Here is a 13,457-nt window from a genome sequence, read left to right as displayed (position 1 = left end):
AAGTGTTCAAACAGTGACATAGGGAATAGGTCGTTAGCATAACATGCTTGCTCTGATCCTGTTTAAGCCTAAAAGTTTCCGTTAGTTAACAAAGTATGATCCCGCCCTGACATGGCACTACTGTCAGTGTAAAGAGATACCGCATAGAATGCCTCATCTTTATTTTCTAACAATAACATCTTGATTGTATCGTATGTAATTTCAAAGCATTTTTCTTCTAACTCAATCCAGTCCATTATTCACTCCTTGTACTTAGCTTCAACATTATCATTTTATGAGGCACTCAGTCCCATGCAGAATACTGATAATTATCATTTATTTCCTTAAAACTCACACCCGTTAAACCAAGAGCCTCGTACTCGTTTTTAAACTGAATAGAACATACAGAAGCCGCTATCTCGTTACAAAAGAATAAATGTTCACGAATATTATTCTTTATTTTAAATTTATCTATAGACTCATAATATGTCTTCTTTAACCCACGTTCCTCTTGCGTGTTCAATTTTCCAGAATCTAAGTCAATCGAGATAGTATAAGTGGACTCATCCTTATCTAAGATAGACAAATAACTTAGTGGAAAAAATAAAAAGTACTTTTTCTGCGGCCGAATTCCTCGATGCAGGTTAATATCAACAGGAATACGAATACACTTAACATTTAATTTTTCACACAAGTATAACATTTCATTAGAAACTAAATTTTCATCAACCAAATAATCACCATTCAGTTGATATTTTTTTGCCTTAAGAGAATAAGCATTTAAAAAATCAACCTCACATGGTGGTGAGTCATAAAACTCATAGTCAGGTAGCTCAGGAGTCCAATGTTTATCCATAAAATACGGTATTCCCTTACCATCAGGATCTGATTGCACAATAAAAAATGGCTGTAGATTTGTACTCAAAATCACTACCCTGTAATAGGTTAAAAGTTTAATGTCCCTAAGAAAGCATTAGCGCAAACTTAAATTTATTTTAAACATCGTTTTACTCTGTTGCCAGCAATAATATTCCCTCGCAAGTCAAAAAAGCTTAACGAACCACCATTATTAAATTCTTGGTATTAAATTCTCGGAATGCATAATTATAAATAACAGACTATCAGGTATACCAAGGGTTTAACGGGATTAAGCACTGTCGTGGAAGTGACCATTGGCGGCATGGTCGCTCATTCACATCCATGTGTTCGCGACATTCTAGTCTTGTTATAAATCTAGCCATATACAGCAGATACCGCCGTCGAGCCTATTGGGACAACTTATTTTTAAACCACAGTCCGCGTGTCACTGGAATGACAGTACTTAATCAAACTTCAGTTATCAAAAAGCAGGATCCCCGCTCAGAGGCACTGCGGGGATGACGATGCTTAATCAAACTTCAGTTATCAAAAAGCTGGATCCCCGCTCAGAGGCATTGCGGGGATGACGATGCTTAATCAAACTTCAGTTACCAAAAAAGCTGGATCCCCGCTCAAAAGCATTGCGGGGATGACGGTGCCATCGCTTAGCTCAAGACCTCTTCTAATGCCTTGAGACATAAGGAGACATTCTCGCGACGGGCGCCGAAGCCCATAAGGCCGATGCGCCATGCTTTACCCGCAAGGGCGCCAAGGCCGGCGCCGATTTCGAGGTTGTAATCCTTCAGCAAACGAGTGCGCACTGCGGCATCATCAACGCCTTCGGGGATATAAATGGCATTGAGTTGTGGTAAGCGCGAGGCTTCGGCAACCACAAAATTTAGCCCTAACTTTTCCAGCCCAGCACGCAGTACTAAGTGCATGTCATGATGACGTTGCCACGCATTTTCTAAACCTTCGGCCACCAACATACGCAGGGATTCATGCAGTGCATAAAGCGCATTAACGGGTGCAGTGTGATGATAACTGCGCTTTCCGCCCGCGCTAGTCCAATAGGCCATCACTAAGCTTTGATCGAGGAACCAACTTTGCACTGGGGTTTTGCGATTCTTCAGCTTTTCTACCGCTGCGCTCGAGAAAGACACGGGCGATAAACCTGGTACACAGGAGAGACACTTTTGGCTGCCAGAATAAATGGCATCTATGCCCCATTCATCGACTCTTAACTCGACGCCACCAAGGGAAGTCACGGCATCGACTATGCTCAAGCAACCATAGGTTTTGGCTAATGCGCACAGGGTTTTGGCATCGGACAGCGCGCCAGTAGAAGTTTCGGCGTGCACAAAGGCTAAAAATTTGGCATCGGGATTGGCTTTCAGTGCCGCTTCAACTGCGGTTGGATCGACAGGAGTGCCCCACTCATTGTCCACCAGCACAGCAATGGCGCCCATGCGCTCGACGTTTTGGCGCATACGCTCACCAAACACACCGTTACGGCAGACAATCACCTTCTCACCCGGCTCGACTAAGTTAACGAAACAGGTTTCCATGCCCGCACTGCCCGGCGCAGATACCGCCATGGTCATTTCGTTTTTAGTTTGGAAGGCGTATTGGATCAGGCTCTTAAGCTCATCCATCATGCCCACAAACAGCGGATCTAAGTGGCCAACCGTAGGTCTGGACTGCGCCGCAAGCACTTCGGGATAAACATCCGACGGGCCTGGGCCCATCAAAATACGGCGAGGAGGATTAAAAGCGGTAAAACGCGGTGCTGGTAACATCATGTCTCCTTGATGCGTGTGCGTGTAGGTCGAGGTCTAGATATTAATTCGTTATTCGTTAGCCATTACTTTTTAAAAGTCAGCCAATTAATCGTTAGTAGGGCTAAGTCAGTAACTTAACTGTGACGTATTAATCGGCGGCTAGAGTATTAAGTCTACAAAACTACCACAAAAAGGAGCGCATGTGCGCTCCTCCTTTAGCCTAACTTGTACCGCGACGATCGCAGCTATGCTCTTCACAGCTAACGCTATAACGTCTTGTTGCCGTTACCCGCATTTAAAAACAGCTGATAAGCAGGGCTTTGGGTTTCCTCTTGATAGACAAAACCCAACTCAGTTAAAAACTGTTGGAACGGCAAGACATCGCTCGCAGGCACCTCAAACCCCGCCAGCACTCGGCCAAAGGCCGCGCCGTGGTTGCGATAATGGAACAAGCTAATGTTCCATTTACTCTGCAATGTGGTTAAAAACTTCAGCAGCGCACCGGGGTGCTCGGGGAACTCGAAGCTAAACAAACGCTCTTCTAAAGGCTCAGGTGGATGACCGCCGACCATGTAGCGCACATGCAATTTCGCGGTTTCATCGCCGGATAAATCCTGCACTTCAAAATCGTTAGCCTCTAAGGTGGCGATGATTTGTTCAAGTTCGCCTTGGCCTCGGCTTAAGCGAATGCCAGCAAACACCACGGCCAGATCGCGACTACTGAAACGATAGTTAAACTCTGTCATCACCCGCTTATCGAGTAACTCACAGAATTTTAAGAAACTTCCCGGACGCTCAGGGACTTTCACCGCCAGTACCGCTTCTTTCTGCTCGCCAAGCTCACAGCGTTCGGACACATAACGCAGACTGTGGAAATTCACATTCGCGCCACTTAAAATCGCGGCGACTTTTTCACCATTGCCACAATCACCACTGGCATTGGTGCTGACGTATTTTTTTAGCCCAGCCAAGGACAAGGCCCCTGCGGGTTCGGCGATCGCTCGGGTGTCTTCGAAGATATCTTTTACCGCAGCGCAGATTTCATCCGAGGTGACAGTCACCACTTCATCGACATAAAGTTTGGCGACTCGAAACGGCTCAGTGCCGATACGTTTAACCGCCACGCCATCGGCAAATAAACCGACTTGCGCCAGCGTCACGGGCTCGCCCGCTTCCATCGCCGCCTTTAAACAGGCCGCGTCTTCTGGCTCGACACCGACAATTTTCACCTGCGGCATCACCGCCTTGTAATAGGCAGCGATCCCCGCGATTAGCCCGCCACCACCCACGGGCACAAATACCACTTCGAGATCGCGCTGCTGCTGCAACATCTCTTGGGCGATAGTGCCTTGGCCTGCGATCACGGCTTCATCGTCGAAGGGCGCAATATAGACTCGGCCCTCTTCTTTGGCCATCGCCATCGCAAAGCCATTGGCTTGATCGAAGGCTTGGCCATGCAATACCACGTTGCCACCTAAACGGCGCACCGCATCGACTTTAATATCGGGCGTCGTCTCGGGCATCACAATCACAGCATCCACACCGCGACTCGCCGCCGACATCGCCACACCTTGGGCATGATTGCCTGCCGAAGCACACACCACACCGCGCTGACATTCTTCTTTCGTCAGCTGGGCGATACGGTTATAGGCACCGCGTAACTTGAAGGAATGCACTGGCTGCATATCTTCGCGCTTCAAAAATACCTGACAACCTAAACGCGCCGATAACTTGTTCATGCTGGAAAGCGGCGTCACTTTCGCTATGTCATACACGGATGACAACAGGATTTTTTGCAGATAGCTTTGTGCCAACTGAAAATGGGCTAGATCCGCCTGAGTTTGCGATGCAAGTGGCAACATAGATGCAGTAAACATAATTAGTCCTCCAGTTTACTGCGATCGCGCACCGCGCCCTTGTCGGCACTGGTGGCGAGCATAGCGTAGGCCTTAAGCGCGAGTGACACATAACGCTCTCGACCGAGTGGTTTCCACGCCATTGGGCCACGACTGAGCATTTTTTCACGGCGAGCATTGAGTTCAGCATCAGTTAACGCCAGCTTGATACTGCGCTTTGGTATATCAATTTCGATGCGATCGCCATTTTCAATCAAGGCGATAGTGCCGCCCGATGCCGCTTCGGGTGAGACGTGGCCGATAGATAAACCTGAAGTGCCACCGGAGAAACGCCCGTCGGTGATCAACGCACAGACCTTACCTAGCCCGCGGGATTTTAAATACGTAGTCGGATAAAGCATTTCTTGCATGCCCGGACCGCCTTTTGGGCCTTCATAACGGATAACGACCACATCGCCCGCCACCACTTCGCCGCCTAAGATACCCGCCACTGCATCGTCTTGGCTCTCGTAGATACGTGCCGTGCCGACGAAAGTTAAGTTAGATTCATCCACGCCCGCGGTTTTAACGATACAGCCGTTCTCGGCCACGTTGCCCGACAATACGGCAAGACCGCCCTCTTGGCTGAAGGCAAATTCGCGGCTACGGATACAGCCTTCTTGTCTGTCATTATCCAATGTAGGCCAGCGACAATCTTGGCTAAAGGCTTTAGTGGTGGGAATGCCCGCAGGCCCCGCCATAAAGAAGTGTTTTACCGCGTCATCTTGGGTTTGCATTATGTCGTACTTGGCGAGCACCGACTTTAAATTGCCACCATTATCGGCCGCCACATGGAACACATCGGTATGCAGCAATCCGGCTCTGTCGAGCTCACCTAAAATCCCCATTACGCCGCCCGCACGGTGCACGTCTTCCATATGATATTTAGGCGTAGATGGCGCAACTTTACAAAGGTGCGGCACCAGGCGCGACATACGGTCGATATCCGCCATGGTAAAGTCGACATCGGCTTCCTGCGCGGCGGCCAATAAATGCAATACGGTATTAGATGAACCGCCCATGGCGATATCTAAGGTCATGGCATTTTCGAAGGCTTTAAAGTTAGCAATATTGCGTGGCAATGCCGATTCATCATCTTGATGATAATAACGTTTTGCCAGCGCCATCACGCGGCGACCCGCTTCTAAAAACAGCTCGCGGCGATCGGCGTGGGTTGCCAGCATAGAGCCGTTACCCGGCAGCGATAACCCTAGGGCTTCGGTTAAACAGTTCATTGAGTTCGCGGTAAACATGCCAGAGCAAGAGCCACAGGTTGGGCACGCGCTACGCTCAATTTTGGCACTGTCTTCATCGCTCACGTTCGAACCAGCGCCTGCTATCATGGCATCGACTAAGTCGAGCTTAATGAGTTTATCCGACAGCTTAGTTTTACCCGCTTCCATCGGTCCACCAGACACGAATACCACAGGAATATTGAGGCGCAGCGCCGCCATCAACATGCCGGGGGTGATCTTGTCGCAGTTGGAGATACAGACTAGAGCATCGGCGCAGTGGGCATTGACCATGTATTCCACACTGTCGGCGATAAGCTCACGCGATGGCAGGCTATAAAGCATGCCGCCGTGGCCCATGGCGATACCGTCATCGACAGCGATCGTGTTGAATTCTTTGGCGATACCGCCCGCTTCTTCGATGGCGCTCGCCACCAGTGAGCCCATGTCTTTTAAGTGCACATGACCCGGTACAAACTGAGTAAAGGAGTTAGCAATGGCGATAATTGGCTTACCAAAATCATTGTCTTTCACCCCTGTGGCGCGCCATAGCGCACGGGCACCCGCCATATTGCGGCCTTCGGTACTGGTAGCTGAACGTAACTTTGGCATTGACTGTATCCTTTATCTCAAATCGAAAATGGTTTTCTTAACGCTTTTAGTGGGGCCTTATGCTTGCCTCACAATACCTGCTAAATGGCTTAAGCATTCGCCGTTTGTTGCAAGCTCAGAGGTAACAATACCTTACACTGGGTTACATCAATCAGTTTATTCAACTGATTACTTAACAGTTCGATGGCACGTTCGCTATCGACCTCCATATCCAGCGACAGGCTCGCATCGTCATTCATGCGCATCTGCATTTGGGTAATCCTAAAACCACGATGGCGAGTCACGCGCAAAACACGCTCAAGCACTTCGGGGCGTTGTTGAACCGTTAATTCCAGAGAGTGGATCATGTTTGTTTCTCCATTTCGTCCATCATATCGCTGTTTGATGCGCCGGGGGGCACCAGTGGCCAAACATTAAAAGCATCGTCGATTGCAACGTGTAACAAGTACGGGCCCTTAGCCGCTAACATCTCGGTTAAGGCTTCTTCCACTTCGTCGGAAGAAAAAATAGTGCGGCCGGGGATATCAAAGGCCGAGGCCAATAAAACAAAATCAGGGTTATCGGATAAATCCGTTTCGCTGTAGCGCTCTTCAAAGAATAGTTGCTGCCACTGCTTCACCATGCCAAGCTTTTGGTTATCGACCAGAACGATTTTCACTGGCAACTTGCGGCGTTTGATGGTGGTCAGCTCCTGCACATTCATCATAAAAGAACCGTCACCAGAAACAGTCACTACAGTCGCATCGGGACGGGCCACTTGCGCACCAATGGCGGCGGGTAAGCCAAAGCCCATAGTGCCTAAGCCAGCACTAGATAAATGATCTTCAGGGCGGCGGAACCACATATGCTGGGCGACCCACATTTGGTGCTGGCCCACGTCGCAACAAACAACATTGTCTTCGGGTAACTTATTAGCTAAACGGCGCAGCAGAGCGGGGGCATAGATCAAACTGCCGGGGTGGTGATAATCCCATTGATGCTTACGGGATAAATGCTCCACCTCGGCCTGCCAAGGCGTGATATTCATCGACATGGCTAAGGCGGGTAGGATTTGGCGTAAGTCACCAGCTATAGCTACCTCTGGCATGCGTAACTTGCCAAGTTCGGCGGCGTCGATATCTAAATGGATCACTTTGGCCTTGTCGGCAAAACTCGCTAAACGGCCGGTTACTCGGTCGTCGAAACGGGCACCGACTACGATCAGTAAATCGCAATCCTGTACCGCTAAGTTAGCCGCCTTGCCGCCATGCATGCCCAACATGCCTAAGTAACCGGGTGTGTCGTGGGCGATACTACCAAGTCCCTTTAAGGTCGCAACCGAAGGTATACCCGTCACTTTGATAAATTCACGCAGTTGATCGACCGCGCCCGCCATGCCAACGCCGCCACCCACATACAGCATAGGTTGTTTCGCTTCCGCCAGCAGCGCACGGGCGGCATCGATATCACTCATCTCGGCTTGGGGTTCGTTAGTGACGGCCAGCAAAGGTGTACGGTATTCGAGGTGAGCGAGTTGGATATCCTTCGGGATATCGACCAATACAGGGCCAGGGCGACCGGATGCGGCGATTTCGAAGGCTTGATACAAGGTCGGGATAAGATCATCAACGTCTGTCACCATAAAACTGTGCTTAGTGCAGCTCAGTGACATACCCAATACATCGATTTCTTGAAAGGCATCGGTGCCGATAACGGCGGTGGAGACTTGGCCTGTGATGGCCACAATAGGTACCGAATCTAACAGCGCATCGGCTAAGGAAGTGACCAAGTTAGTCGCGCCAGGGCCTGAGGTCGCAAAACACACGCCGGTTTTACCGCTGGCTCTGGCATAACCGACTGCGGCAAAGGCAGCGCCTTGTTCGTGACGGCTGAGTAGATGTTCGACAGGACTTCCATAGAGGGCATCGTATATTGGCATAATGGCACCACCGGGATAACCAAATACTGTGGTTACACCATGTGCGGCCAACACTTTTATTACCGCGTCTGCACCTCTGATCATCTGCCCTGGTTCCATATTTTCTCTCGCTACGTTAATCCTAAATTGCCGAAAATCGACTCGAATTTTTTACTCTGTTGAAACTGGTTCTAAAACTGAGCTCTGAAACTTAACCCCTGAAACGAAGAACCCCCCGGTCCTTTCGGAGCGGGGGGTTCTTTCGAAACTTTTAACCTTTTAGGTCTATCAGTTCGCCATGCGCCGCCCCCGCTGTGATTTAATAATCACGACGGTAATAATCACGAGAATGAGCTTGGCAGCTTGGTTAAACATCAATATGGATTCCTAATCGGTGTTTCTAAAATTTGGGTATTGAATGAAAGTTAGTATCGCTTTGGGCTTTGCCCTAGCGCGGGCTATTAGCTTTACCATAAAGCGACGGCCAAACACAATAAAAAATATCTTTTGTCAAAAAAAATTCAGCTTCCCTGCCGAGACAATGCAAAACAACAACGTAAAACGTTAATAAACGAGTGTTAGCTAGCGGCACCGCTTACTAACCCATGTCGTTTTTGCCCGCTCGACAGCCCACTGAACAGGTAAAGATTTCGTATTAAGCTAAGACTCGCATCCGTCGAATCTCAGCCCGTTATTTAAAGAGGTAACTTAATAATTAAGCACCAACAATACTTTTCATATCCGTCATATAACCGCGAAGTTCGGCGCCTACATATTCCACAGCCGTTTCACGGATCGCTTCGTTAACCGCGATGAGCGTTAGGTTATCGACACTGTTTGAGTCATCCTTCAACCCCGCACCTAAATACTCCGGCGACATAGCATTAACGTAGTCGCGCAGCATAGGTACGGCGGCGTGATTGAACAGGTAGCAACCGTATTCGGCGGTGTCTGAAATCACTACGTTCATTTCGTACAAACGCTTACGGGCAATAGTGTTCGCGATAAGTGGGGTTTCGTGCAGAGACTCATAATAAGCCGACTCTTCCACGATACCCGCCGACACCATAGTGTCGAACGCTAGTTCCACACCCGCTTTGATCATAGCGACTAAGAAAATACCTTTGTCGAAATAGGTCTGTTCGTCGATATGCTCGCTCGATATCGGTGCATTTTCAAAACCTGTTTCACCGGTTTCTGCTCTCCAACGCAGCAAGTTCGCATCATCGTTCGCCCAGTCTTCCATCATAGTGCGAGAGAATTCGCCGCTGATGATGTCATCCATATGCTTTTCAAATAATGGTTGCAGGATTTCTTTTAAATCTTCTGCAATTTCAAATGCTTTAATCTTTGCTGGATTAGATAAACGGTCCATCATATTTGTGATGCCGCCGTGTTTCAGCGCTTCAGTGACCGTTTCCCAACCTTGCTGAATAAGCTTAGCCGCATAACCTGGCTCAACGCCATCGGCGATCATTTTCTCATAACCTAAGATGGCACCCGTCTGCAACATACCGCACAGAATGGTCTGTTCGCCCATCAAATCCGACTTCACTTCGGCGATAAAAGACGACAATAGCACTCCTGCTCTATCGCCACCGGTTGCACTAGCATAGGCTTTCGCAATCTCTAAACCATCGCCCTTAGGATCGTTTTCTGGGTGAACCGCAATAAGGGTAGGTACACCAAAACCACGTTTGTATTCTTCACGCACTTCAGTGCCTGGGCACTTAGGGGCAACCATCACAACGGTAATATCGGGACGAACTTGCATACCCTCTTCAACGATGTTGAAGCCGTGTGAGTAGGACAGGGTTGCGCCCTGCTTCATCAGTGGCATAACCGCGTTAACCACGTTTGAATGCTGCTTGTCCGGCGTTAAGTTGAGCACTAAATCTGCATCCGGGATCAACTCTTCAAAGGTGCCTACACGGAAACCGTTATCGGTCGCTTTCTGCCAAGAGGCACGTTTCTGCTTAATCGCTTCTGGGCGCAGGGCATAGGCAATATTCAAGCCCGAATCACGCATATTCAAGCCTTGGTTAAGACCTTGGGCACCGCAGCCTAAAATAACAATGTTCCAATCTTTGATGTAGTTACAGCCGTCGGTAAATTCAGAACGATCCATAAAACGGCATTGGCCAAGCTGTGCTAATTGTTGACGTAAATTCAGTGAGTTAAAATAGTTAGCCATCTGAGATACCACCTTTCAGTCAGGAATTTTGGACGCAACCAAACTAACATAATGTTACGACTTGGTTGTGATTGAAATCACTATAACCCATGCTTATCATTGCTTAAAATGATATATTCGAAACTTCATATTGCATTTATCGCAACGTCAACTGCAGTGATGATCAGCAACATCAGCGGCACGCCGTCACAAGGGCTCAGGCTAAACAGGATAAGATCATGGATATTCGTACCCTCAAATTGTACCTGCACTTATGTGACAGTTTGCATTTCGCCAAGACGGCGGAGCAGATGCATGTGAGTCCATCGACCTTAAGCCGGGCACTGCAAAGATTAGAGGAGGAAGTGAACGCGAAATTATTGGAGCGAGACAACCGCAGCGTGACCTTAACCCATGCGGGACGTGAGTTTAAGCGCTTCGCCGAGCAGACCTTGCACCATTGGAGCACGCTCAAGCACAGTATCGATCCCAAGCAAGATGTACTGCGCGGTCGGTTAAATCTGTATTGCTCAGTCACTGCCGCCTATAGTCATTTACCGGATTTATTGGATCGATTTCGCCAAGAACATCCCTTCGTCGAAATAGCCTTAACCACGGGAGATGCGGCTAACGCGCTAGCCGAAGTGCAGCAGAATCATGCGGATATCGGCATCGGCGCCCTGCCGGATCCTTTCCCTAGCAGTTTACACTTTGCTAAGATCGACGATGTGCCGCTGTCGATTATCGCGCCGACCATACGTTGCGCTGTGCAGCAACAAGTTAGCCAAACGCCCATCGACTGGTCGAGCGTTCCCTTTATCATCCCAGATCATGGCCCAGGACGGCGTCGCGCCGATAACTGGTTTAAGCAGATGGGCATCAATCCGAATATTTACGCCCAAGTGTCAGGGCAAGAAGCTATCGCCTCTATGGTGGCGTTAGGTTGTGGCGTGAGCATGAGCCCAGAAGTGGTGATCAATAACAGCCCGGTGCGGGATCGCATCCAGTTACTGGCATCACCTGTTGCGATACCGCCCTTTGAACTCGGCTGCTGCTGCAAGGTGAAGCGCTTAAACGACCCGATTGTGAATGCATTTTTAGAAGTAATTTAGCGGGATAACGGGGCAACCTATGCCCCGTTACATTTTGAAGCAGGCAGATAAAAAGTTTAGGTATCGGGTGAGATAGACTTCTCTATGGGATCGAGGCGCGTCACCAGCAATTGGTCAACCTTGTAGGCATCGATATCCACTACCTCAAATTTGTAACCAGCATAATTGACAAAATCTGTACGCTTAGGGATTTTACGCAGCATATACATCATAAAACCGGCGATCGTTTCGTAGTTCTGATTATGGGGAAACTCCTCAATATCGAAGGCGCGCATCACATCAGTAATAGGCGTTACCCCATCGACTAGCCAGGAGTTACTATCACGGGCAATAATTTGCTCTTCGCTTTCGTGCAGAGACCAAGCCCCCATCACAGCACGCTGCAAATCATTGGTGGTCACAATCCCGACCACTAAAGCATATTCGTTCATCACCACAGCAAAATCGGCGCGACTATTTTTGAAATACTCCATTGCCTCAGACAAGCTCAATGTATCGGGAATAATCAAAGAGGTATGCACTAAGCTACTGTCTTTTAATGTAATATTCTCGCCATTAATCACGCGGATCAGTAGCTCTTTAGCATCAACAAAACCTTTAACTATATCCAACTGACCATCACAGACTAAAAACTTAGTGTGGGGATCTTCGGAGATCTTACGTTTGATGTCTTCTTCGCTATCTTGTAGTAAAAAGTACACTAAACTTTCACGGGCAGTCATGGCGGATGTAACTGAAACGCTTTGCATTTCAAACACATTTTCCATCATCTGTTGATCGCCGCGATCTAATACACCGGCCTCAGCACCAGCATTCATTACCGCGTAAATATCATCGGAAGTGATTTCATCATTGCGCACAGTCGGAATTTGCAACAACTTGAAAATGGCAGTCGCCATGCCATTAAAAAACCACACCAGTGGACGAAGAACCACAATACAAAAGCTCATCGGCCCAACAACAGCTAAAGCAACGGGCTCAGGCATAGCCATAGCAATGCGCTTTGGCATAAGATCGGCCACTAAAATAAATGCGCTGGTCACTAAAACGAAGGAGAGTAAAAAGCTTACTTGCGTGAGCCAAGTGCCTGTTAACCAAGGGCTTAGCAATTCATAGAAATAAGGACGAAATGCTGCTTCACCCACAATACCACCCATGATGGCTACGCCATTTAGGCCTATCTGCACCACAGTGAAAAAACTTCCTGGATGAGCTTGTAATTGCAGCACTTTTTTAGCACGTCCATCACCTTCATCGGCTAACTGACGTAAACGGATTTTTCGCGATGCGGCAAGTGCAATCTCTGACATAGAGAAAAAGCAACTCGCTCCAATTAAAACCAATATAATCATCACGTTATCAAAGATACTCATGTAACACCTTTCTTTTAACACTGGACTAACTAGGACTAACCCGCGCTTTATTACTCGCGTGTCAGTTGAATTCTAGGCACTGTTATACAGTGCAAATGTAGCCACTCACATTGGCTAACTCGTTGTAAACACATGGCAACACTGATTTAAGCGGGTTCTAAATTGCACCCTATACCGGCTAGATTATATCTACTTATCACCCAATTAGTCGTGACTCTGCTCTCGCAGAGAGCCAATTATATGGACAAGCTTTCATTATTAACGTGACGCTTTTGTGTCGAATACACTGAATATCAGTCACTTAATTTTTTATCTGACCCTTTAGGATCAAAATCTTCGGACTCGGTGACTATGATATTTGATCCGCTAGAACACATTTATGCCCACCAGAAGTGGCCATAAGGTGCAGGCTTCACCTTGGCTATATTGTTTGAAAGAAGTCCAGAATGGCACCATAGGTACAGCGATGAACGCTACGCTAAATTGTAAAGGGCATCAGATTATATCCTATTTGCTGCTTATTATGACCTCACCCCAAGCTATTT

At 48.2% G+C, this 13,457-nt stretch carries 10 protein-coding genes; 1 reads left to right on the top strand and 9 read right to left on the bottom strand.

What is annotated here, in order from left to right:
* Window positions 1-68: 68 nt before the first annotated feature.
* The 8 genes from L2744_RS18845 to ilvC all read right to left on the bottom strand — a co-directional run bounded on the left by L2744_RS18845 (window position 69) and on the right by ilvC (window position 10,448).
* Window positions 69-236 carry a hypothetical protein gene (locus L2744_RS18845; RefSeq protein WP_248993338.1) on the bottom strand — a complete coding sequence of 56 codons (168 nt, stop codon included), beginning with the start codon at window positions 234-236 and terminating at the stop codon, window positions 69-71.
* A gap of 47 nt (window positions 237-283) precedes the next feature.
* The gene (locus L2744_RS18840) at window positions 284-910 is read right to left on the bottom strand and encodes an imm11 family protein (protein WP_248993337.1); all 627 of its coding nucleotides are present in this window, start codon (window positions 908-910) and stop codon (window positions 284-286) included.
* A gap of 592 nt (window positions 911-1,502) precedes the next feature.
* Window positions 1,503-2,636: a pyridoxal-phosphate-dependent aminotransferase family protein gene (locus tag L2744_RS18835; RefSeq protein ID WP_248993340.1), complete on the bottom strand. Its 1,134-nt coding sequence runs from the start codon at window positions 2,634-2,636 to the stop codon at window positions 1,503-1,505.
* Between the two features lie 248 nt (window positions 2,637-2,884).
* Window positions 2,885-4,480: a threonine ammonia-lyase, biosynthetic gene (gene ilvA, locus L2744_RS18830; protein ID WP_248993339.1), complete on the bottom strand. Its 1,596-nt coding sequence runs from the start codon at window positions 4,478-4,480 to the stop codon at window positions 2,885-2,887.
* 17 nt (window positions 4,481-4,497) lie between these two features.
* Complete coding sequence (gene ilvD / locus L2744_RS18825) at window positions 4,498-6,357, bottom strand: dihydroxy-acid dehydratase (protein ID WP_248993336.1); 1,860 nt, start codon at window positions 6,355-6,357, stop codon at window positions 4,498-4,500.
* Window positions 6,358-6,446: 89 nt separating this feature from the next.
* Entirely contained in the window at window positions 6,447-6,704 is a 258-nt protein-coding gene (gene ilvM, locus L2744_RS18820; protein ID WP_007651625.1) for an acetolactate synthase 2 small subunit, read from the bottom strand.
* Window positions 6,701-8,374, bottom strand: coding sequence for an acetolactate synthase 2 catalytic subunit (ilvG, locus tag L2744_RS18815; protein WP_248993335.1), 1,674 nt, complete (start codon window positions 8,372-8,374; stop codon window positions 6,701-6,703). The genes ilvM and ilvG overlap by 4 nt, the downstream gene beginning before the upstream one ends.
* Window positions 8,375-8,969: 595 nt before the next feature.
* Window positions 8,970-10,448, bottom strand: a complete 1,479-nt coding sequence (gene ilvC / locus L2744_RS18810; protein ID WP_248993334.1) for a ketol-acid reductoisomerase — start codon at window positions 10,446-10,448, stop codon at window positions 8,970-8,972.
* A 218-nt stretch (window positions 10,449-10,666) separates the two neighbouring features.
* On the opposite strand from ilvC, the gene ilvY reads away from it, so the two are divergent.
* The gene (gene ilvY, locus L2744_RS18805; protein ID WP_248993333.1) at window positions 10,667-11,539 is read left to right on the top strand and encodes an HTH-type transcriptional activator IlvY; all 873 of its coding nucleotides are present in this window, start codon (window positions 10,667-10,669) and stop codon (window positions 11,537-11,539) included.
* A 56-nt stretch (window positions 11,540-11,595) separates the two neighbouring features.
* Here the strand turns inward: ilvY and paeA are convergent, their stop codons facing one another.
* Window positions 11,596-12,912, bottom strand: a complete 1,317-nt coding sequence (gene paeA / locus L2744_RS18800) for a polyamine export protein PaeA (protein ID WP_248993332.1) — start codon at window positions 12,910-12,912, stop codon at window positions 11,596-11,598.
* Window positions 12,913-13,457 lie beyond the last annotated feature (545 nt).

The organism is Shewanella profunda (assembly GCF_023283765.1).
Lineage (GTDB): Bacteria > Pseudomonadota > Gammaproteobacteria > Enterobacterales > Shewanellaceae > Shewanella > Shewanella profunda.
This window is presented reverse-complemented; position numbering and strand designations above follow the sequence as displayed.